This window comes from Rhizobium sp. NZLR1b (assembly GCF_019685155.1).
Classification (GTDB): domain Bacteria; phylum Pseudomonadota; class Alphaproteobacteria; order Rhizobiales; family Rhizobiaceae; genus Rhizobium.
The window spans coordinates 89,779-112,504 of sequence record NZ_JABDWC010000005.1 but is presented as its reverse complement, the minus strand read 5'-3'; the positions used below and the strand labels follow the sequence as shown (position 1 = coordinate 112,504).

At 60.9% G+C, this 22,726-nt stretch carries 15 protein-coding genes and 3 pseudogenes; 14 read left to right on the top strand and 4 right to left on the bottom strand.

Annotated features, from left to right (window positions below; genetic code table 11):
* Nucleotides 1–237 precede the first annotated feature (237 nt).
* From HJB84_RS09260 to HJB84_RS09250, 3 genes are read left to right on the top strand one after another with little or no spacing between them, the layout of a single operon-like run.
* Nucleotides 238–2,181, top strand: a complete 1,944-nt coding sequence (locus tag HJB84_RS09260; protein ID WP_207581099.1) for a PrkA family serine protein kinase — start codon at nucleotides 238–240, stop codon at nucleotides 2,179–2,181.
* A gap of 12 nt (nucleotides 2,182–2,193) precedes the next feature.
* Nucleotides 2,194–3,468 (top strand): YeaH/YhbH family protein, encoded by a 1,275-nt coding sequence (locus HJB84_RS09255; protein WP_207581098.1) that lies wholly within the window; start codon nucleotides 2,194–2,196, stop codon nucleotides 3,466–3,468.
* The gene (locus HJB84_RS09250) at nucleotides 3,465–5,012 is read left to right on the top strand and encodes a SpoVR family protein (RefSeq protein ID WP_221115787.1); all 1,548 of its coding nucleotides are present in this window, start codon (nucleotides 3,465–3,467) and stop codon (nucleotides 5,010–5,012) included. The genes HJB84_RS09255 and HJB84_RS09250 overlap by 4 nt, the downstream gene beginning before the upstream one ends.
* 74 nt (nucleotides 5,013–5,086) lie before the next feature.
* Here the strand turns inward: HJB84_RS09250 and HJB84_RS33975 are convergent, their stop codons facing one another.
* Nucleotides 5,087–5,365, bottom strand: coding sequence for a hypothetical protein (locus tag HJB84_RS33975; protein ID WP_311044994.1), 279 nt, complete (start codon nucleotides 5,363–5,365; stop codon nucleotides 5,087–5,089).
* A 335-nt stretch (nucleotides 5,366–5,700) separates the two neighbouring features.
* Between HJB84_RS33975 and HJB84_RS34070 the strand changes: the two are divergent.
* The 7 genes and pseudogenes from HJB84_RS34070 to HJB84_RS09210 all read left to right on the top strand — a co-directional run.
* Nucleotides 5,701–5,850 (top strand): annotated as a pseudogene (locus tag HJB84_RS34070) (transposase); the annotation flags it as partial.
* Between the two features lie 231 nt (nucleotides 5,851–6,081).
* A pseudogene (gene tnpB / locus HJB84_RS34065) lies at nucleotides 6,082–6,395 on the top strand (IS66 family insertion sequence element accessory protein TnpB).
* Nucleotides 6,396–6,596: 201 nt separating this feature from the next.
* Nucleotides 6,597–8,283: pseudogene (locus HJB84_RS09230) on the top strand (arylsulfatase).
* A 458-nt stretch (nucleotides 8,284–8,741) separates the two neighbouring features.
* Nucleotides 8,742–8,951 carry a hypothetical protein gene (locus HJB84_RS09225; protein ID WP_221115784.1) on the top strand — a complete coding sequence of 70 codons (210 nt, stop codon included), beginning with the start codon at nucleotides 8,742–8,744 and terminating at the stop codon, nucleotides 8,949–8,951.
* 69 nt (nucleotides 8,952–9,020) lie between these two features.
* Complete coding sequence (locus HJB84_RS09220) at nucleotides 9,021–9,302, top strand: hypothetical protein (protein ID WP_221115783.1); 282 nt, start codon at nucleotides 9,021–9,023, stop codon at nucleotides 9,300–9,302.
* Nucleotides 9,303–9,437: 135 nt separating this feature from the next.
* On the top strand, nucleotides 9,438–11,141 hold the full coding sequence (locus HJB84_RS09215; protein WP_221115782.1) for a tetratricopeptide repeat protein: 1,704 nt from the start codon (nucleotides 9,438–9,440) through the stop codon (nucleotides 11,139–11,141).
* An 89-nt stretch (nucleotides 11,142–11,230) separates the two neighbouring features.
* Nucleotides 11,231–12,214 (top strand): transporter, encoded by a 984-nt coding sequence (locus HJB84_RS09210; RefSeq protein WP_221115781.1) that lies wholly within the window; start codon nucleotides 11,231–11,233, stop codon nucleotides 12,212–12,214.
* A 167-nt stretch (nucleotides 12,215–12,381) separates the two neighbouring features.
* On the opposite strand, the gene HJB84_RS09205 is transcribed toward HJB84_RS09210, so the two are convergent.
* Entirely contained in the window at nucleotides 12,382–13,395 is a 1,014-nt protein-coding gene (locus HJB84_RS09205) for an HAD family phosphatase (RefSeq protein WP_221115780.1), read from the bottom strand.
* Nucleotides 13,370–14,317 carry a formylglycine-generating enzyme family protein gene (locus HJB84_RS09200; protein WP_221115880.1) on the bottom strand — a complete coding sequence of 316 codons (948 nt, stop codon included), beginning with the start codon at nucleotides 14,315–14,317 and terminating at the stop codon, nucleotides 13,370–13,372. Before HJB84_RS09200 ends, HJB84_RS09205 begins: the two co-directional genes overlap by 26 nt.
* A 356-nt stretch (nucleotides 14,318–14,673) precedes the next feature.
* Between HJB84_RS09200 and HJB84_RS09190 the strand changes: the two genes are divergently transcribed.
* The gene (locus tag HJB84_RS09190) at nucleotides 14,674–16,461 is read left to right on the top strand and encodes an arylsulfatase (RefSeq protein WP_221115878.1); all 1,788 of its coding nucleotides are present in this window, start codon (nucleotides 14,674–14,676) and stop codon (nucleotides 16,459–16,461) included.
* Nucleotides 16,462–16,688: 227 nt separating this feature from the next.
* Here the strand turns inward: HJB84_RS09190 and HJB84_RS09185 are convergent, their stop codons facing one another.
* Entirely contained in the window at nucleotides 16,689–16,907 is a 219-nt protein-coding gene (locus HJB84_RS09185; RefSeq protein ID WP_221115779.1) for a hypothetical protein, read from the bottom strand.
* Between the two features lie 107 nt (nucleotides 16,908–17,014).
* Between HJB84_RS09185 and HJB84_RS09180 the strand changes: the two genes are divergently transcribed.
* The 3 genes from HJB84_RS09180 (at nucleotide 17,015) to HJB84_RS09170 (ending at nucleotide 22,559) form a co-directional block, all read left to right on the top strand.
* The gene (locus tag HJB84_RS09180) at nucleotides 17,015–17,923 is read left to right on the top strand and encodes an adenylate/guanylate cyclase domain-containing protein (RefSeq protein WP_221115778.1); all 909 of its coding nucleotides are present in this window, start codon (nucleotides 17,015–17,017) and stop codon (nucleotides 17,921–17,923) included.
* Nucleotides 17,924–18,189: 266 nt separating this feature from the next.
* Nucleotides 18,190–19,407 carry an efflux RND transporter periplasmic adaptor subunit gene (locus HJB84_RS09175; RefSeq protein WP_221115777.1) on the top strand — a complete coding sequence of 406 codons (1,218 nt, stop codon included), beginning with the start codon at nucleotides 18,190–18,192 and terminating at the stop codon, nucleotides 19,405–19,407.
* The gene (locus HJB84_RS09170) at nucleotides 19,404–22,559 is read left to right on the top strand and encodes an efflux RND transporter permease subunit (RefSeq protein WP_221115776.1); all 3,156 of its coding nucleotides are present in this window, start codon (nucleotides 19,404–19,406) and stop codon (nucleotides 22,557–22,559) included. The genes HJB84_RS09175 and HJB84_RS09170 overlap by 4 nt, the downstream gene beginning before the upstream one ends.
* Nucleotides 22,560–22,726 lie beyond the last annotated feature (167 nt).

Genomic DNA, 22,726 nt, shown 5'->3' with positions numbered 1-22,726 from the left:
TTTCATCTTTCTGTCACGTCGCGAAATGTGCTGATACCGCAGGGGTGCTTTTTTCAACTATAATGAGAAACAGTTTCGTAGAGTAAAAATAACCGGTGCATGCACGTTTTTGTGCGTTGCAAGAAACAGCCGGTGAGCGTCGAATATACCTACGAAATTATTGATTCTTAGGAACGTCGTAGCCATCTCGATGGTTATACGACTTTGAGCCTGCGGCATAACCTTAATGGAGGGCCCATGCTGAACGAATCCGTATTCGATGCGTTTACGCGCAGTTACGAAGCACGCCGCGAAACCGATATGTCGGTGGCCGAGTATCTCGATCTCTGCAAAAAGGACCCGATTGCCTATGCCAATGCGACGGAGCGCCTGCTCTCCGCGATAGGCGAGGCGCAAATGGTCGATACCGCCAAGGATACGCGGCTTGGCCGGATCTTCATGAACAGGACCATCCGGATCTATCCGGCCTTTACCGGTTTCCACGGCATGGAAGAGACGATCGAGCGCATCGTTTCCTTCTTCCGGCACGCGGCACAGGGGCTCGAGGAGCGCAAACAGATTCTCTATCTGCTCGGCCCGGTCGGCGGCGGCAAGTCTTCCTTAGCGGAGCGGCTGAAGCAATTGATGGAGGTTCATCCAATCTATGTGCTGAAGGCGGGCGACGAGATCAGCCCCGTTTTCGAAAGTCCGCTCAACCTCTTCGATCCGGAGACGATGGGGTCGCTGCTCCAGGAGCAATACGGTATCCCGCTGCGGCGCCTGAACGGGCTGATGAGCCCGTGGTGCCTGAAGCGGCTCGACGATTTCGGCGGCGATATTTCCCGCTTCCGTGTCGTCAGAGTTCAGCCTTCGCGGTTGCGCCAGATCGCCATCGCCAAGACCGAGCCCGGAGACGAGAACAATCAGGATATCTCGTCGCTGGTCGGCAAGGTCGACATCCGCAAGCTGGAGACCTACTCGCAGAACGATCCCGATGCCTACAGCTATTCCGGCGGGCTCAACCGCGCCAATCAGGGTATCCTTGAATTCGTCGAGATGTTCAAGGCGCCGATCAAGATGCTGCATCCGCTGCTGACGGCGACCCAGGAGGGGAACTATATCGGTTCCGAGAATATCGGCGCCATACCCTTCTCAGGCGTCGTCCTTGCGCATTCGAACGAAGCCGAATGGCAGACCTTCAAGGCCAACAAGAACAACGAGGCCTTCATCGACCGCATCTGCGTGATCAAGGTGCCCTATTGCCTCAGGGTGATGGAGGAGCAGAAGATCTACGAGAAGCTGATCGAGGGATCGGAGCTGGCGGATACGCCATGTGCCCCGGCAACGCTCGAAATGCTGGCCCGTTTTTCCGTGCTCTCACGCCTGCGCAAGCACGAGAACTCGACGTTCTTCTCGAAGATGCGCACCTATGACGGCGAGAGCCTGAAAGAAACCGACCCGCGCGCCCGCAGCGTTCAGGAATACCGGGATGCTGCCGGCATCGATGAGGGCATGGACGGCATATCGACCCGCTTCGCCTTCAAGGTGCTTGCCTCGACCTTCAATCACGACACCACGGATATCGGCGCCGATCCTGTCCATCTGATGTATGTGCTGGAACAGTCGATCCGTCGCGAGCAGTTTTCCGATGATGTCGAGAAGCGTTATCTGGAATTCATCAAGGCCGATCTTGCGCCACGTTATGCAGAGTTCATTGGCAATGAGATTCAGAAGGCCTATCTTGAATCCTATGCGGACTACGGACAGAACCTGTTTGACCGCTACGTCGATTATGCCGATGCCTGGATCGAAGACGTCGACTTCAAGGATCCCGATACTGGCCAGCTTCTCGACCGCGAGCTCCTCAATCAGGAATTGACGAAGATCGAAAAGCCGGCAGGCATTGCCAATCCGAAGGATTTCCGCAACGAAATCGTCAAGTTCTCGTTGAGGTCCCGGGCATCCAATGGCGGAAAAAATCCGTCATGGACAAGCTACGAGAAGATCCGGGAAGTGATCGAGAAGCGTATGTTCTCGCAGGTCGAGGATCTTTTGCCGGTCATTTCCTTTGGATCGAAGAAGGACTCGGAAACAGAAAAGAAGCATAGCGAATTCGTCTCGCGCATGGCCGCGCGGGGTTACACGGAGAGGCAGGTTCGGCGCCTCGTCGAATGGTACATGCGCGTCAAACAGGCAAGTTAATGCGGAGCCAATATGCACATTGTCGACCGTCGGCTAAATCCGCGCGGTAAAAGTCTCGAAAATCGGCAACGGTTTCTTCGGCGCATGAAAGGTGCCGTGCAGCAGGCGGTAAAGCGTTCTCTGCAAAACCGAAACATTCGCGATGTGCTCGACGGCGGTGAGATCAGCCTGCCGATCGACGGAATGGCCGAACCGAGCCTTCGGAGGGGCGACGGCGGCACCGCCGATCACATTCTGCCGGGAAACAGAGCCTTCGTAGAAGGCGACATCATTCCGCGGCCGCCGAGCGCGAGGGGCGGAAAACCAAAAGATGCGGGCGAAGGCGATGGGGAGGACGGTTTCCGCTTCGTGCTCACCCGGGAGGAATTCCTTGATGTATTTCTCGATGACCTGGAACTTCCAGACCTTGCCAAACGGCGTCTAGCCGAAACGGAAGAGGAGACTCCGGTGCGGGCCGGCTATTCCGTCTCCGGATCGCCGTCCAACATCGCCGTCGGCCGCACAACGAGACTTGCAATGATGCGCCGCGTCGCGCTTCACCGTCCGCGTCGCGAAGAGATCGAAGCCCTGCAGCGGCAGATCGAGGAGTGCGAGGACGACGAGAGCCGCCTGGCGTTTGAGTCAAAACTCAAATCCCTAACGGAAAAAAGCCGGCGCATTCCCTATATCGATCCGCTCGACGTACGATATCGCCGTTTCGAGAACGAGCCGAAGCCTGTGGCCAAAGCCGTGATGTTCTGCCTTATGGACGTCTCCGGCTCCATGTCGGAACACATGAAGGATCTTGCCAAGCGGTTTTACCTGCTGCTCTATCTTTTCCTGTCGAAGCGCTACAAGAAAGTGGAGATCGTCTTCATCCGCCATACCGACAAGGCCGAGGAAGTCGACGAGGAAACCTTCTTCTACGGTCCGGCGACCGGCGGCACGCTGGTATCCAGCGCGCTTGTTGCCATGCGTCGGATCATTGCTGCGCGTTTCGATCCGGCAGAGTGGAATATCTACGGCGCCCAGGCCTCGGACGGCGACAACGCCCATTCGGACGGAAATTTGAGCGGACAGCTGCTGCGCGAGATTTTGCCGCTATGCCAGTACTTCGCCTATATCGAGGTGGGCGAAGAAGGCGGCGACTCTTCCGTATCCCGTTCACCGCTTTGGATGCTCTATGACGGGATCCGTTCAGAGCTGCTGCCGCTTTCGATGCGCAAGGTCTGCCGGCGCGGCGAGATATTCCCTGTTTTCCACGATCTCTTCCAGAAGCGGGATGCACAGTCGAGGGTGACGCCATGACCATGACGATGAGGCCAAGGGAGCGGCTGTTGTTCGAGGGGGCGGACTGGGACTTTTCAACGCTCCAGCGTATCCACGACGCCTGCGAGGAGATCGCGCTCGGCGAACTCGGCCTCGATGTCTATCCGAACCAGATCGAAGTCATTACCTCTGAACAGATGCTCGATGCCTATTCCTCGACCGGCATGCCGCTCTTTTATCGCCATTGGTCCTTCGGCAAGCACTTCGCGCATCACGAAGCCTTCTACCGCCGCGGCATGCGCGACCTCGCCTACGAGATCGTCATCAACAGTTCTCCCTGCATTTCCTACCTGATGGAGGAGAACACGGCGACGATGCAGACGCTCGTCACCGCGCACGCGGCGTTTGGCCACAACCACTTCTTCAAGAACAACTATCTCTTCAAGCTCTGGACCGATGCGGAGGGCATCCTCGATTACCTCGACTTCGCCAAGGGTTATATCACCCGCTGCGAAGAACGTTATGGCGAGACGGCGGTCGAGCGGACGCTGGATGCGGCGCATGCGCTGATGTCGCACGGGGTGCATCGATATGCGGGCAAGACCACCATCGACCTTCGCCAGGAGGAGAAGCGGCAGCAGGAGCGCCGTGCCCACGAGGAGCAGATGTTCAACGATCTGTGGCGCACGGTTCCCGTCGGAAAGGCCAAAAAGACGAGCGACCACGGTCTGGAGAAGCGCCGCGCCGCACTTGGCCTTCCGCAGGACAACATCCTCTATTTTCTTGAGAAAACCGCGCCGCGGCTGCAGCCATGGCAGCGTGAGATCCTTCGCATCGTCCGCCATGTCGCTCAATATTTCCATCCCCAGCGGCAGACCAAGGTGATGAACGAGGGAACCGCCACCTTCGTCCATTACAAGATCATGAACCGGCTGCATGAGCGGGGGCAGATCAGCGACGGAAACTTCCTCGAATTCTTGAAGTCCCACTCCAACGTCGTGTTCCAGCCTGGCTATGACGACCGGCGGTTCTCGGGCTTCAACCCCTATGCGCTCGGTTTTGCGATGATGCAGGATATCGAGAGGATCGTCACGAAGCCGACGGAAGAAGACCGCGCATGGTTCCCCGATATATCAGGGCGAGGGGATGCAATGGCAATCCTGCGCGACATCTGGGCCAATTACCGGGATGAGAGTTTCATCAGCCAATTCCTCAGCCCGAACCTGATCCGCCAGTTGCGGCTATTCCATCTCTACGACGACCCGGAACAGACCGAGGGTGTGCTGGTTTCGGCGATCCACAATGAGCGCGGATACCTGCGCATCCGCCGCCAGCTCTCCCGCGAATACGATATTGGCTGGACCGACCCGGCAATCGATATCGTCGATGTCGACCTCGCCGGTGACCGCCGCCTGTTGCTGCAGCATATTATGATGAATGGCAGCTATCTTCAGGAAGCCGACACGAGGCTCGTCCTGCAACATCTCGCCGATCTCTGGGGCTACGACGTGTTGCTTCAGGAAATCGATGGCTCGAGCACCGTGGCCAGAGAACACACGGCGAGCCCGCGCAAGATCGTGTAATGATCGGGTGACGTTTTCCCGGAGGCGCTGGACTGTATGTCGTCGTTTTTCCACGCTGATCGCTGCGATCCGGATCATTCCGACGGCTTCCGGATCGGGAACTGTAAGTTCAGGCCCGCGAAAATCTGCCACCGCGGCGCGCCATCGCCGTCATGCCAGACGGTATATTGAGGTTCGATGAAGGCATTCATGGTGGCGCCCTTGTCAAGCACGAAGACCTTGCCGATGCCGAAACCGACCGGGATGTAACTGTCGCCGCTTTCGAAGTTGAAGTTCCACGTCGCCGCGGACCGAAGATACCTGCCGCCCGAAAGGTTGATGTTGACGATGGGTTCGAAGGTGAGGAGGCTCACGTCCTCGCTCTCTCCCGCAAAGGACGTCTGGTAGGCGGCGAGGCCGCCGAGCAGTCCCCAACTCTGGGGGCGACGGCGACGCCGGCTGCACCCACCTGCAACATGCCGCCGCCGAGGAAATCGTCCGTCGCCGTCGGCAGGACGATGAGCGGGCCGACGCCGAATGTGAGCTCGCCTTTCTTAGGCAGGATGAAAATGCACATCAGCGTCAGGTCGCCGAGACCCGTCACTTAGCCGGACGGCACGTTGGGCGTAACCGATGTTCTACTACCACGTTGTTCTCGCGACCCTAATATGTGATCGCCTTTCCATGGACTAGCAACGGGAGTTTCTCCATGGAGACTACATTGGAGGTTCTCACGACCAGGAAGTCTGGGCGTGAGGTTCACCGACACTGGCCGGACGAGGTCAAGGCGCAGATCGTTTCGGAGAGCCTCCGGCCCGGTGTGGCGGTCAATGAAGTCGCGGAGCGCTATGGATTGAGGGCGAACGCTTTCGACTTGGCGCACGATGGCGCGGCAAGGCAAACTGGTACTACCCGCACCCGAGGATGCAGTGGAGTTTGCAGCGGTGATCATCGATCCGCCCGCTTCGGAGCCGCCGATCAAAAAGGCCAGTCGCCCGGAGATCATCATCGGTTCCGTCACTATCCGCCTGGAAGAAGGCGCGTCTGCGGCCCGGATTGCCGCTGTTGCGCGTGCCTGCGCCGTTCCGGCATGATCTTTCCCCCGAACCGCGTCCGGATCATGGTAGCGACCAAGCCGGTCGACTTCCGCAGGGGCCACGATGGCTTGGCTGCACTGGTCAAGAATGAGCTGCACAAGGACCCGTTCACCGGCACCATTTTTGTATTCCGTTCGCGTTGAAGCTGATCTACTGGGATGGCAGCGGTCTGGTGATGGCATACAAGCGGCTGGAGGAACACACCTTCACCTGGCCGGGCATCAAGGATGGCCTGATGACCTTGGGCCATGCTCTGTTTGCTGATCATGACGCAGGAGTTGAGAATTGGGCGATCATTGCGACGTAACGGGTGCTCAAAGCAACTGCCGATCAGGATGTCCCTCCGGAATGTGCCCGAAGCTAACCTGACCGACATCAATTTACGCCCAAATTAACCGTAACGTACTTCCATCGGCACGAGATCATCTGTTGGATCATCCGGTCTTCACACGCGTCAGTCGTGAGATCGACAAAGGCATTTTAACGCCTGTTCCAACGGAGAAATTTCATGGCAGATGATCTGAAGGATGTCTCTTTGCACGAAGATCGCGCTGGCCTGACGCGGCGCGACGTTCTTGTTGCGACGACGGCTCTCACAGCAGCAACTCTATCGCTGGTTTCAGCGAAAAGCGCGAGCGCGCAGCAATCGGCACAACCGGGAGGGGCTGGCAAGAAGCCGAACATCCTCATGATCATGGGAGACGATATCGGTTGGTTCAACATCAGCGCCTACAACATGGGGGTGATGGGCTATCGGACTCCCAATATTGAGGATCGGTAGAGAGGGAGCGACGTTCACGGATTGGTATGGCCAGCAGAGCTGCACGGCTGGTCGCGCCGCCTTTATCACTGGTCAGTCGCCGATCCGTACCGGCCTGACCAAAGTGGGAAGTCCCGGCGCAAAACTCGGGCTTGGACCCGATGATCCATCGGTCGCGAACGTCTTGAAGTCGCTTGGCTACGCCACCGGCCAGTTCGGCAAGAACCACCTCGGTGATCGCAACGAACATCTGCCGACGGCGCACGGGTTCGACGAGTTCTTTGGGAATCTCTATCACCTCAACGCCGAGGAGGAGCCCGAAAATCCGGACTACCCGAAGGACCCAAGCTTTCGTGCACGGTTTGGACCACGAGGCGTTCTGAGAACCAAATCGAGTGATACCGACGACCCGACTGTTGACCCTGCATTCGGCAGGGTCGGCAAGCAGGTAATCGAGAACACCGGTCCGCTCGACGTCAAGCGCATGGAGACTATCGACGAAGAGTTCCTATCCGCCGCCAAGGATTTCATCAATCGCAAACACCAGAGCGGATCACCATGGTTCTGCTATTTCAACACCACCCGCATGCACATCTTCACCCATCTGAAAAAGGAATCTCAGGGCAAGACGGGTCTGGGTGTCTATCCGGACGGCATGGTCGAAACTGACGGCCACGTTGGTCAACTCCTGCAGTTACTCGACGACCTCGGCGTCACGGAGGAAACGATCGTCGTTTATACGACGGACAACGGAGCCGAAGTTTTTACCTGGCCTGATGGTGGGGCGACGCCGTTCAAGGGCGAGAAGGCCACCAACTGGGAAGGTGCGTTCCGCGTTCCCTGCCTTATCCGCTGGCCCGGCGTAATCAAGCCCGGCACGATCATCAACGACATCTGCGCGCATGAGGACTTCATCCCAACCTTCGCTGCAGCGGCCGGACATAACGACATCGTGGGGAAGTTGCTGAAAGGCTATGCACTCGGTGGACGGGACTTCAAGGTCCATCTCGACGGCCGCAACCTCATGCCTTTTCTTAAAGGCGAGGTGGCTGCATCACCGCGCGAGGGCTTTCCCTACTGGAGCGACGACGGCGATCTGATGGCAATCCGCGTCGGCAATTGGAAAATTGCGTTCCTTGAGCAGAACGTCGCAATCAATACAGAAACACCGTTGGGTGTCTGGCAGGGTCAATTCACCAAGCTGCGCGTTCCCATGCTGTACAATCTGCGTTCCGATCCGTTCGAACGAGCCACCACAAGTATCTACTATGGAGACTGGCAGGCACGCCGTGCTTTCGCGTTCGTGCCAGCGCAGGTCATCGTCGGACAATGGTTGGAAAGCTTCAAGGAGTTCCCACCGCGCGCCAAAGCGGCAAGCTTCACTGTCAGTGACGCGATGGAACAGATCACAACAGCAGCGCCTGGCCAGAACTGAGGCGGAGAGCAGATTGAGGAAACTTATCTTCGCCAGTTATTGGCTGCGGCCACCGATGTCCGCAGTGTCACTCTTTGGCCGGCGGTGGTGCTCGAGTGCGGCGAGAGGTGTTTTCAAATATCCGTGCCGTCTTCGCGATAGTTGCCGCGTCTATCACGGTTGCAATCGTCGGCATCGACAACAGGAATTCAGTCAAGGTGGGAGCGGCGCGCTGCTTACCGTTGGGCGCGGCTGCGACGGGAAGAGTGAATCTGATGAGTTGAGGCCGGCCCCACATGTCAGGGGGGATCAGGCCGCGCAACAGCAATTGGTTCGCCTCAGGGTATCCAGGCGTGCCGATGAAGCTCGGAATGTAATAATCCTGGAAGTTGATCGTGACCTTGGGCGTCAGCGGATTGTTGGCCTCGTTGACCTCTTAATGCTCCTGGCCGGAGGCGCCACCTGCGAGCAGGGATCCAATGGCAGCAACAAGTGATGCAAACTTCTTCATGCTGGCGGCTCCGGCAGCGCTGTCCGAGAAGCTCAGCACGACTTCGATCAACGAGGGAGTACGTTACAGTAAATTCAGACGTTACATCGCCGATCGCCTGCTACCGGCGGCGGATCGGGACGGCGCAGATGTGTGCAACCGCACCGAATCTGGAAAGCGGCGTCCGGTTTTACCGTAACGTACTTCCCATGAGTTCAAGTTCCGCCTCTAATCGACAGACGGGTCGAATGGAGAGCGGCATGAGCCGATGAGCACCAGGCCGGGAGATGGCAAGCCGATACCGATCGAACAACAGGGGCTTTGGCGGCTCATGTTGAAGCTCCCTTCGTTGCGCGGACAGCTCCAGATCCTCGGCCGCAAGTCGAGTTCGCTCGGAAGTCTCTTCGAGGCCTACCACGATGCGGCGACGACGCTCGACCGACTGCTGAAGGACGAGTTCCGCAGCGACCCGGCTATGGTGCGCGAATACGAGGCGATCTGTTCCGAGATCGAGGCCGACGTGATCAGGTATTGTCTCGATCATCCGTAGCGTGTCGAAACAGGGCGCCGGTCGCCCAACGCTAAACATCCTTGGTTTAATAAGAATATTCTGTTGCAACTACAGGGCATCCGGACGATAAATGCTTCCGGAATACTTTAGCTTGGACCAACGCGAGGGGCGGTCATGAGTGCTGAAGTAAGGGATGCAGACACGGTCAAGGTTACGACAGCGGATGCCGAGGCGGAACTCGGAAGGCTGATCGCCGACGTCAGGTTCCACGCCACGGAGCGTCAGAAGGCGATCCTCATCTATCTTGCCGAAAAACAGATCGCCGGCTGCGACGACAGCACCAAAGCCTACGCTATCGCCATAGACGTCCTGGGCAGGCCAAGCGGCTTTGATCCATCCACCGATCCCATCGTGCGCATCGAGATGAGTCGGCTGCGCTCGGCGGTCTCCAACTACTACGAGGCCTTCGGCGTCGAAGGCGATGTGGTCATCGGCCTCCCAAAGGGACGGTACGTCGCCGACTTCAACCGCGTATTCCTCCCCGCCGAGGTGGGCGACCTGGAACGTGGGGAGGAGATCGCTGCAGAAGAGCCCGAGCTGACGTCGGGCTCGTCACCGGCCCATGGTTTCCGGATGTCTGCGCGCGCGGCTCTTTTTGCGATAGCCGGCGCGATCGTCGCGGCCGGTGCCGGAGCGACCCTCTACGGCCGGCAGCCCGTGTTCACACAACAGCCTGTCGTCGCCATCTCCATTCAGGCGGCCGACGACGACCTGAGGGGGGAGGCGAGCCAGACGCGCGACTTGCTCCTCACTGCCCTGACGCGCTTCCAGACACTGACCGTTTCCGCTTCGGCTCCGCCGCCGCCATCTTCAAGGCTCGGCGTTTACCGTGTGGAGATGAAGTACTACTCGGACGGCGACGAACGAATGGTATGGTGGCAGGTCCTTGACGGCCGGGCGCAGGACGTCCTGCGGTCGGGGATCGAACGGGTGGAGGCGGATGGAAGAACGCCGGTCGCGGCGAGGGCCGAACTGGTCGCGATCCTGGCGAGGCGGTTCGCCGCCACGCGTGGTGTGATCAACAATATCGAGCTCCATGAGACGTCCTCAGCGTCGCTCGGCAATGCCTGCGTGCTGCGGGCGGAATATCTCGTCGACGAGGGGGGGAGCGGCGACATGGCGCAGATGGCGGACTGCCTCGGCCGCACCATCGCCGCCGACCCGCTGGACACCGACGCCATGGCGACATTGTCGCGTCTGCTGCTTGCTCCGGCAGGCGCCGCAACCGATCCCGCGATCATGCGGCGAGCGATCGCGCTGGCGAACCGTGCCGTGTCTCTCGCCCCACTGTCCGACCGGGCGCAGATGGCGCTCATGGCCGCGCACTTTTTTTCGGGAAGGACGGAGGCGGCGATCGGCGCAGGCAACCGCGCGCTCGCGCTCAATCCCAACAACCCGGAGGTCAGCGCCAAGCTCGCACTGGTACTCTACTTCTCGGGCTTCTGGGAGGCCGGCAGTTCGCTTGCCCAGGACGCGGGGAGATCGGTCGATTCCATGCCCCGCGATGCGCAGTTGGTGCTGGCGCTCGACGCCTACCGGAGCAACGACTGGTCGGAGGCGTCGCTGCTCGCCGAGCAGATCAACTTCGGAGACGATCTCGTCCGGGCGATCAGGGCCGCCTCCCTCGGCGAGCTTGGATCAGACCAGGCGAAGGGGAGGCTTGCCGATCTGAGGGCCTCCAGCCCCGGCTTCGAGAGCGATCTTTTCAGGAAGCTGGAGGCGCGGGGGGTGAAGCCGTCGATCACGGCGTCGCTGGAAGCCGGGCTGACGAAGGCGGGCGCTTCGTTCACCAGCCGCGGCGTTGCCGTGGCGGATTAAACGCAAGTTACGGCCGATTACCGTAACGTACTTGTCCTCGAAGCGGTCTTTGCGAAGCTGCGCCGGACAGGAGTCATCTGGAGAGCGACATGCAACGATATTCGAAGGCGACGACGGTTCTTTTGGCGGGGGCGGCCGTCGCTCTTCCATCGGCGGTCTTCGCCGCAGAGGGCGGAGCGGGCTTCTACCTGCTCGGATCGAAGGGTCCGGCTGCGGCGATCACGCCGCCTCCAGGCGTCTATTTCCAGAGCGACTTCTACTACTATTCCGGTGACCTCGGCGGCGGCACGGCCCTGCCGACGGGCGGACGCCTCGCCGTCGGCGTCGAAGGACAGGCGGCCATCGAAATCCCGACGGTCATCTGGATCCTTCCCGAGGATATCGCGGGAGGCCATCTGGGCCTCAGCGCCACGCTTCCGCTTGGCTGGAAGAACGCCGACGCCGACGTCACGCTTGCCGGGCCACGGGGCGGAAGCGCTACCGGTTCCGTCTCCGACGATGTCTTCACGATTGGAGATCCACTGGTCAGTGCTTTCCTGGGATGGGAGCAGGGAAACTTCCACTGGCAGGTCGGCACCATGATCAACATCCCGATCGGCGACTACCAGGACGGCGAGATTTCCAATATTGCCTTCCACCACTGGGGCGCCGATGTGTTTGCCGCGGCGACCTGGCTCGACCCGACTACGGGATTCGATCTCTCGGGTGTCATCGGCATGACCTTCAACGCCGAGAACCCGGCCACCGACTACCGGACAGGCAACGAGTTCCATTTCGAATGGGCGGCCGTCCAGCACTTCAGTCCCGAGTTCGACGCCGGTCTTGTCGGCTATTACTACGATCAGGTGACGGGAGACTCCGGCGACGGCGCGCCGGGACCGTTCAAGGGCAGGGTGGCTGCCATCGGCGCGACGATTGGATGGACCTTCAAGGCAGGCGAGGTGCCCGTCTCGACCCGACTGAAGTATTTCCACGAATTCGCCGCGGAGAATCGGGCAGAGGGCGACGCCGTCTTCCTGACGATCGCCGTCCCCTTGTCGATCACCAAGCCGACGACCATCGCCGCGCAATAGAGGCGGCGATGTCGGCCGCTCGTGGGAACGCCAACGTATAACCCCGAAAATCGGAATCGATTTGAGGACGAAATTATGCAGCAATTCAAAGTGCTACAGCGTCCTTTGCGCGTCTGAAAAGACGCGGCGCTGTAGGGCGTCCTTCGTCTTACTGGACACGCGGCGCTCTAGTTCTCGAAGCCGTAGAACTTCTTCCAGTCCGCCTTCATGTCCACCACCAGCCAGTTTCGCCGCTCGGCCTCGTCGAGGGCTTTGTCGAGCTTCCCGAACTCGGACTTCCGGTCGTAGGCGTATTCCCGCTCCGCGTCGGTGTGATGCACGATCATCGCAAAGGCAGGTCCCTTCGCCGCTGTGACCCAACGCAGCATCTCGTAATCGCCATCGGAGTTCCCGGCGACAAAGATCGGCTTCCTGCCGATGAACTTGTTGATGCCGGCAGGCTTGCCGGGACCGTCGTCGACGAAGTCGATCTTCGGCAGCCGCTTCAACACAGGGACGTCGCCCACGACAGCATATTCGGTCGCAATCGTGCTGCCGACGACCTGCTCGGGCGGGATGCCGTAGGCCTTTTCGGTGATCGGGCGCATGAACTCGACGCCGCCGCCGGAGACGATATAGGTCTTGAAGGCATTGTCCCTGAGGTAGTCGAGCAGCTCCCGCATCGGCAGGAACGTCATCTCGTCATACGGCCTGCCCGTCTTCGGATGCTTGGCCGTGGCGAACCAGTCGGTCACGATCTTGGCGAACTGGTCGGTGGTCATGCCGGCATGCGTCGCCATTCCCAGCTCGACGATGCCCTTCTCGCCGCCCTTGGCGATCCCCTTGAGATCGCCTTCGAGAATGCTCTTGAACGGCTCTTTCGTCTTCCATTCCGGATGCTGCGGTGCCAGCGTTTTCACCCGGTCGAGCATGAAGCCGAGCTGGAAATAAAAGGGCTGCTCCGACCAGAGAGTGCCGTCGTTGTCGAAGACCGCGATCCTGTCCTGCGGAGCGACGTATCCGTCGCCGCCTTCGGTCGTGGTCGCCTTGACGAATCCCACGATCCTGGTCTTGGCGACGGTGTCGCTCCATGATGGAAGGATCTCTTGCGCCAGCACAGGAAAGGCGCCGATCAGCATGAGGACGATCCAGGCGACGCTGGAAGTGATAATTGTATCAGTGGCTTGTAAACGAATTCTCATCTGCTTTCTCCCTGGCCGCTCTCTTCACGCATCGGAACCCCACATGACTGGTGGAAGTGTCCTCCGGCTCGGCATGGCGGGCGGCGGGACGGTATCGCCGGCAGTAGTTCGGAGCGCAGAGATGCGAGCCGCCTTTCAGCACGCGGCGTGGAATCCTGATCTCCGGCTGGCGGGGATCGTAACTCCCTTCGGCACCGACGCCGCGTGGATTGCTCGGGATACAGCAGGAGTGCTTTGCCGGTTCCGGATGTCGCGTCGACCAGTAGTCGTCGGTCCATTCCCAGACGTTGCCGATCATATCGTAGAGGCCGTAGCCGTTCGGCGGATAGGTCTTGACCGCGCTCGTTCGCTCGGTGCCTTTCGGCTTCGTCGAATGCGTCGGAAAGGTGCCGGCCCAGGTGTTGGCCATGACGATGTCGCCGGGCATGATGTGATCGCCCCAGGCATACTCGGCGTCCTCGATCGCGCCGCGGGCGGCAAGCTCCCATTCGGCCTCGGTCGGCAGGCTGAGACCGGCCCAGTCGGCGTAGGCGTTCGCATCCGACCAGGCGACATGCACGACCGGATGGTCGAGCTTTCCACGCAGATCGCTGAGGCCTCCGAGAGGACGCCGCCAGGTCGCGCCGAATTTGAAGCTCCACCACTGCGCAATATCCGGACCGCTGACCGACTTCGGCTGCGTGAAGACGAGCGATCCGGCTCTCAGCATGTTCGGAAGTGCTCCCGGATAGTCTTTCGGATCAGGCGCCTTCTCCGCCATCGTAACATGGCCCGTTGCCTTGACGAACTCCGTGAACTGCCTGTTCGTGACGGGCGTCTCATGGATCCAGAAGCCGCCGACCTCCACGGGATGGGCGGGCGCCTCCTCGGGATAGTGGTCGTTCGATCCCATCGTGAAGATCCGGCCGGGAATCAAGATCATTCCGTCAGGCGCTGCCGGGGTTTCGTTTTCGGTGTCGAATGCCAAAGCCGTCGTCGCCTCCGATGTTGGAGAGGGTAGCTTCGCGCGGAAGCGGCGTAAACTGGAAGTACGTTACGGTAAATGACGTCGTCGCTGGAGTAACCGACCATGCCTGCGGCGCGCGATGTTACGCAGTCATTTACCGTTACGTACTTGCACAACTTCCTCGTGGTGTCAGCTTGCCGGCGTTGGGGCTGGAATGCCGAGCCCTCAGCGGCACGAGCGACGACCACATTGCGTTCCACGAATGGGCGTGGGAGGCCCGGGCCGTTGACCGAAGGCGTCGTGCCCAACCGGACCTACGGGAGCCAGTCAACATGTCTGAAGACGACCTTTCCGAACACAAGCACCATAACGGCATGAGCCGGCGAGACCTGCTGCTGGCGGGAAGCGCACTCACGGCCGCCGCTCTGGCGGTGCCGGCCGCGTCGCCCGCCCGGGCCCAGACGCAGCCCGCGCCTTCAGGAAGCAAGCCTAACATTCTCATCATCTTTGGCGACGACGTCGGCGTCGCCAACATCAGCGCCTATTCGAACGGACTGATGGGATACGAGACCCCTAACCTCGACAGCATCGCGAGGGACGGTCTGAAGTTTCAGCACTACTACGCCGAACAGTCCTGCACCGCCGGCCGCTCGGCATTCCTCACCGGACAGCACATCATCCGAACCGGCCTCAGCAAGGTCGGCTTCCCCGGTGCGCCGATGGGCATGAGCCAGCTCGACCCGTCGATCGGCGGTCTCCTGAAGAACCTCGGCTACGCCACGGGTCAGTTCGGCAAGAACCATGTCGGCGATCGCAACGAGTCGCTGCCGACCGTGAACGGCTTCGACGAATTCTTCGGCAATCTCTATCACCTCAATGCGGAGGAAGAGCCGGAGCTGCCCGATTACCCAAAAGACCCCGCCTACCTTGCGAAGTACGGGCCGCGCGGCGTTCTGCGCTGCAATGCGACGGAGGTGGACGACAAAACTATGGACCCGCGTTTCGGCAAGATCGGCAAGCAGACGATCGAGGACACGGGCGCGCTCACCAAGAAGCGCATGGAGACCATCGACGACGAGACGTCGGCCGCCGCCATCGACTACATGAAGCGGCAGCAGTCCGCGGGCAAGCCGTTCTTCTGCTGGTTCAATGCAACCCGCATGCATTTGAGGACCCATGTCCGCGAAGGTCATCGTGGCCGCTACACGCACGGCGACAGCGAATACATCGACGGCATGATGGAGCACGACGACACGGTCGGTACGTTGCTCAAATCGCTCGACGATATGGGAATCGCGAATAATACCATCGTCCTCTACACGAGCGACAACGGTCCGCATATGAACACTTGGCCGGATGCGGCGATGACATACTTCCGTTCGGAGAAGAACACCAATTGGGAAGGCGCCTTCCGCGTGCCTTGCTTCGTGCGCTGGCCCGGCGTCATCGAGCCAGGCACAGTCACCAACGAGTTGATGAGCCACAACGACTGGATACCGACGCTGTGCGCGATCGCCGGCGAACCTGATATCGTCGGCAAGTTGAAGGCCGGCTACACCGCCAACGGGATCGAATACAAGGTGCACCTCGACGGCTACGACCAGTCCACCTTCCTGAAGGCGGCCAAGGGAAGTGCCGCAAACAACAATGGCGCGAAGAGTGTCCGAAAGTCGTTCTTCTACTCCGACGACGACGGTTTGCTCGTGGCGATGCGCCAAGGCGACTACAAATATGTCTTCTCCGAGCAGCGCAAGGAAGGAACGATGGGCCTGTGGGCGGAACCGTTCACGACGCTGCGCCTGCAGAAGATATTCAACCTGTTCCAGGACCCTTTCGAGCGCGCGGATATCACATCCAATACCTTCTGGGACTGGCAGCTCAACCACGTCGGTTCCGCCTACGGGATGATGGAGGAGGTGTTCGAGTTCGTGGCTACCTTCAAGGAGTTTCCGCCTCGGTCGTTCCCGCCGTCGTTCAATCCGGCAAACGTCATGGAATCCACGCTCGATAGCATCAAGCAGCGGGAGGAGTTCAGGAAGAACCTCGATCTCGACCGGATCAGGGGCGGCCTCAACAAGATGATTGACGATGCCTTCCAGAAGAGCGCCAATCCGCAGTGACGAACCAGTCGCTCCGGCCGACCAAAACGGAGTCGGGGCGACGGGCAGTTCCTAACATATAGTTGCATTTTGGATGTGACGCGAGCTTGCCTCGCGGCGGCTGGGTGGCCCGTCGCCAAAGCGACCACGTGATGACGCAGGAAGGCTCGAAGGCTCAATTCGCCGTCGCGCGAGGCGGGCGCAATCCGGCGGATTTCCTGGATCGACCAGCGGATCAATTGCCGGTCTTAAATGTCGCATCGTTTTTGCGGCGGCATGGCGTTGGCGCGGTGACGCATGACGGCCATCATGGCGATGACGGCTGCTCGGGCCGAAAGCCGCCATCGCAAATCCTCTGGCTTTTCAATGCTGGCAATTTTGTCACGAACCTCGGAAGCCCGTCTTATGGCGGACATCGGGTGAGGTGTGGTCGACGCGGCGCGGTTGGAGGTGATGTGGGTCGACAATCAACAATTATCGATGGCAACAAACGCAAAGGCTTCGTAATCTACCGCCACTGCAACCGCCCATATCGTTCTGTGGCCGGGGGCGGATAGCGCGGAGACGAGAGACCATGAGTGAAACGCGGCGCAAGCTGACGACGATCTTCTGCGCTGACGTGCAGGACTACACGCGGCTGATGGGGGCTGACGAGGAGGGGACGCTTGCGAGCCTGAAGCGCTGCCGGGAGGCGATGGGGCGCCTGATCGAAAGCCATGGCGGCCGCGTCATCAATACCTGGGGTGACGGGCTGATCGCCGATTTCCCAAGCGTGGTCGAGGCGGTGCGCGCGGCCGTCGATACGCAGAACGAACTTGCCGGTTTCAACGCCCGCCGCCCGGAAGACGGACGCATGCTGTTTCGCATCGGCATCAATCTCGGCGATGTGATCGTCGAAGACGACGACATCTATGGCGACGGCGTCAACATCGCCGCGCGGCTGCAGGCCTCGGCTTCGGCCGGCGGCATCGTCATATCAAGCACCGTTTACGACCAGGTACGCAACAAGGTCGCGGTCGGTTTTGAGTTTCTCGGGCCACTGATGGTGAAGAACGTCGATGAAGGCGTGCCGAGCTACGCGGTGAAGATCGGCGATGTCAATGACGAGACGCCGCCTCCCCAACGACCGGGCCCCGCGCGGCCGCAGCCGGCGGCTGAAATCACTGATGCAAGCCCGCTACCTGGCAGACGCAGGCTGTTCGGGGTGCTCGGCGTCATCGCAGCTGTGCTGATCGGTATCAATCTTTTATCGTGGCAGGGCGTTTTCTGGGCGCACTTTCCGGTGCTTGCGCTCGCCGTCGTCGCGGCGTTCGCCTGGAATCGCAACCAGACCCTGTTCAACCGGAAGATCACCTCGCTGGCGATCGTGGCGCTCGGCATTGCCGGCATCAACCTCTTGAGCTGGACGGGGCAGTTCTGGGCGGTGTGGCCGATACTGGGAATTGCGGCCGTCATGGGCCTGCGATGGTCGATGCGCCGATAGACATCCGACCCGCATCGTCGGAGATTGGCTGCGGTATTTCGCCCGCCAATCGGCGGCGTCAAAGACATGGCGAGTGTTCGTTCAAGCAAAAGTGAGCGGCCGGGTTATTTCCATTCTTTGCTGATATTACAAATCGGTAATGCCGGCTGCTTATGCTTGCCGGTAAGCTGCAAACGCGCGATATTGTCGCATCAGACGGGATCTGGATCCCGCAGCGCCTCTTTCGACCGACCCTGGTCTAACCTCGAGTCCCTCCGGAGACGTGAATGGCCTTTTGGAAGCAATTTATACTGTCTCTCATCGTCATTGTTGCCGGCTTTGCCGCGTGGGTTTTCCTTGTGCCCGGCGCCGGCGATACGATGCGCGATGCGGGTATTCCAGAGAGCATCATTTCCAAGATCGCGCCGAAGGCTGAGGAGACGGCGGATGCCGACGCCCCCGCCCGGGCGCAAGGCCAGCAGCGTGGCGAGGGACAGGGCCAAGGACAGGGGCAGAACCGCCGCAATGGCGGCGGGCGCAATGGCGCCATTCTCGTCGCGACGCAGGCGGTCGTCCAGGGCGTCGTCAACGACCGGCTGAACGCTATCGGCACGGGGGATGCGATCCGCTCGGTCGCGGTCACGCCGCAGGCATCGGGCACGATCCGCGAAATCCTCATCAAGTCGGGCGACAGGGTGAAGGCCGGCCAGGTGCTTGCCAAACTCGACAGCGAGGAGCAGGTGATCGCCCGCGGCCAGGCCGATGTGGCGGTCAAGGCCGCCGTCGAGAAATCCAATCTCTATCATAACATCAAGTCCAGCGTGTCGCGCATGGACGTGTTCGATTCCGAGATCGCCGAGCAGGGCGCGCGGCTGCTGCTGCAGGCCGCCGAACTCAATCTCGCACGGCGCAACATTACCGCACCGATCGACGGCATCGTCGGTATCGTGCCGGTCAATATCGGCGACAATGTCACGACGAGCATCCCGATCGTCACGCTCGACGACCGTTCGGAAATCCTCGTCGACTTCTGGGTGCCGGAGCGTTTCGCCAATACTGTCATGGTCGGCCAACCGGTCGAGGCGATGTCGGTCGCACGGCCGGGACAGGTATTCTCGGGCGTGGTCGAAGCCGTCGACAACCGCATCGACGCGGCAAGCCGTACGCTTCGACTGCGCGCCCGCATCGACAACTCTTCCGACGAGCTGCGCGCCGGCATGTCCTTCAGCGTCAGCATGAAATTCCCCGGTGACAAATATCCGGCGGTCGATCCGCAGTCCGTGCAATGGGATTCTCAAGGGTCTTTCGTCTGGCTGGTCAACGACGACAAATCGCACAAGGTGCGGGTCAGCGTTGTACAGCGCAACCCGGATTTCGTGCTCGTCAAAGCCGATCTCAAGGACGGCGACAAGATCGTGACACAGGGGCTGCAGCGCGTGCGTGAAGGCGGGGCGGTGCGCGTTTCCGCCGATGTCGCCGCGAGTGCGGAGGTCGCCACGCAATGAGTGTGACCGAGATTCACCAGGACAGGGCCTCGGGCAAGCAGAGCTTCACCGCGCTTTTCGTTCGCCGGCCGATCCTGGCGCTGGTGTTCAACACACTGATGGTCGTCGCCGGCCTTGCGGCCTATGTCGGCGTCGAGGTGCGCGAGCTGCCGGATGTCGACCGTCCCGTCGTCACCGTGCGCACCACCTTCGACGGCGCATCGCCGCAGACGATCGATCAGGAACTGACCAAGGTGATCGAGGGTGCTGCCGCGCGCGTCAGCGGCCTGAAATCGATCTCCTCGACCTCTTCCTTCGGCCAGAGCCGGGTGACGCTCGAATTCTCGGATGCGATCGATCTCGCGGTCGCCGCCAACGACGTGCGCGACGCAATCGGCCGCATCACCCAGAACCTGCCCGATGAAGCGGATGCGCCGCAGATCGTCAAGGCGGATTCGGATTCCTCGGCGATCATGCGCCTTGCCGTTACCTCCACCAAGCTCAACATGGACGATCTGACACAACTCGTCGAAAACGAGGTGATCGATCGCCTCGCCTCCGTCGACGGCGTCGCCGACGTCGAGGAATATGGCGACCAGGAGAAAGTCTTCCGCGTCGATGTCGACCAGGGCGCACTGGCGAGCCGCGGGCTGACCATCGGCGACCTGACGAAGGCGCTCGACAATGCCGCACTCGACGTGCCGGCGGGATCGCTGAAGAGCAATACCCAGGATATCGTGGTGCGCGCCACCGCCAACCTGCAGACGCCGGCGGATTTTTCCAAGGTTATGCTGCAGGACCGCATCCGGCTCGGCGACGTCGCGACGGTGACGCTCGGACCCCGTGATGGCGAAACGGCGCTGCGATCGAACGGCAAGCCGGGCATCGGCCTCGGCATCATCCGCCAGGCGCAATCCAACACGCTGAACATCTCGACCGGCATCAAAGCCGCCGTCGAGCAATTGTCGAAGACGCTGCCCGAGGGCACGACGATCGCGATCACCAGCGATGACGCCGTCTTCATCCAGGGCGCGATCCACGAGGTGGTGCTGGCGCTGGTACTCGCCGCCGTCATCGTTACCGCCGTCATCTATCTCTTCCTGCGCGACTGGCGGGCGACGCTGATCCCGGCGGTCAGCATGCCGGTGGCGCTGATCGGCACGCTGGCGGCGATCTACATGGTCGGCTTCTCGATCAATATCCTGACGCTGCTGGCGATCGTGCTGGCGACCGGTCTCGTCGTCGACGACGCGATCGTCGTGCTCGAAAACATCGTGCGCCGTCGCGCCGAAGGCATGGGGCCGCGCGCAGCCGCCGTGCTCGGCACGCGCGAGGTGTTCTTCGCCGTCATCGCGACGACGGCGACGCTGGCGGCCGTGTTCATTCCGCTCTCCTTCCTGCCGGGACAGGTCGGCGGCCTCTTCCGCGAATTCGGCTTCGTGCTCGCCTTCTCGGTCGGGCTGTCGTCGCTCGTGGCGCTGACGCTGTGTCCGATGCTGGCTTCGCGCATGCTGACCAAGCCGATGCTGGAAGATCACGGCGTGCTCGGCCGCTTCGGCGGCGCGCTCGCCAGCCTCTACAAATGGGCGCTGCACGGCTGCCTCAACGCGCCCTTCGTCGTCATCCTCTTTTCGGTGATTTTTGCCGGTGCTGCGCTCATCGCCTTTTCCACAGTCAAGAGCGAGCTGACGCCCGAAGAAGACCGGTCGATGGTGATGATGCGGCTGACGACGCCGCAGGGATCGAGCCTCGAATACACCCGCGACAAGATGCAGCTCGTCGAGGAATATCTGCAGCCGCTGGTGACCAGCGGCGACATCCGCAACATCTTCTCGATTTCCGGCCAGGGCGGTTCGCTGAACAGCGGCTTCATGGTGCTGACGCTTGCCCCCTGGGGAGAGCGCCAGAGGACGCAGACGGAGATCGTCGGCGATATCAACCAGGCGGCGGCAAGGGTGCCGGCGCTGCGCGGCAACGCCATCTCCTCCAACAGCTTGCGCATCCGCGGCGCCGGCAGCGGTCTGCAAATGGCGCTGATCGGCAATAATCACGAGGCGTTGACGGCGGCGGCGGCCAAGCTGGTCCAGGCGCTCGATGCCACCGGCCGGTACGACACGCCGCGGCTGACCAACGAGCCCAGCCAGGCGCAGGTGTCCGTGGCGATCGACCGCGAGCGCGCCTCCGATCTCGGTATCGATATCACCGGGCTTTCGACGGCGATCCAGTCGCTGCTCGAGGGGCGCTCGGTAGTCGATGTCTTTGTCGACGGCGAATCCTATCCCGTGCTTCTGACCTCGACGACGCGGCCGATCGACGACCCCACCGACCTCGAAAACGTGTTCCTGAAAACCGGCGACGGTAAGATCGTGCCGATGTCGGTGATCGCCACGATGAAGGAAGGTTCGGTTGCGCCGCAGCTGAACCGCGAGCAACAGCTTGCTTCCGTCGCGGTCACTGCCGGCCTGAAAAACGGCATGTCGCTCGGCGATGCCGTCAAACAGGTGACGGAACTTGCCGCGCCGCTGCTGCCGGCGGGCTCGCGCCTGCTGCCGCTCGCCGAAGCGGCGACGCTGGAGGAGAATTCGAGCGGCATGGCGCTGACCTTCGGCTTTGCCATCGTCATCATCTTCCTGGTGCTGGCGGCGCAGTTCGAAAGCGTGCTGTCCTCGCTGATCATCATGTCGACGGTGCCGCTCGGCCTGGCTTGCGCTGTCTTTGCGCTCATCATCACCGGCTCCAGCCTCAACATCTACAGCCAGATTGGCCTCGTGCTGCTGGTCGGCGTCATGGCGAAGAACGGCATCCTGATCGTCGAATTCGCCAATCAGCTGCGCGACCGGGGCGAGGACGTGCGTTCCTCGATCGAGAAGGCCTGCGCGCTGCGCCTTCGCCCGGTGATGATGACGATGATCGCCACCATCCTCGGCGGCGTGCCGCTGGTCTTTGCCCATGGCGCGGGCGCCGAAGCGCGCGTCGCGCTCGGCTGGGTGATCGTCGGTGGTCTCGGCTTTGCGACGCTGGTGACGCTGTTCATCACGCCGGTCGCCTACCTGCTGCTTGCCCGCTTCGCCAAGCCGCACGCTCATGAAGAAGCGCGGCTACACGAGGAGATGGCGGTCGCCACCCGGCCGCGCGCAGCATCCGCCGAGGAGCAGCTTCAGGCCGCCGAGTAAAGTTCACATCCGACTTAAGCGCCGCCGGATCCCGTCTGACGGCATTTTTATGGGCTATGAACCTTACGAAATAAGATAAATTACTTCCGAAGTTTAGCCGTTTGTTAAGCATAAACGGCAATTATCGTTACCAGTAACCGGCTGGTCTTCTTCATTTCTTGAAGGCT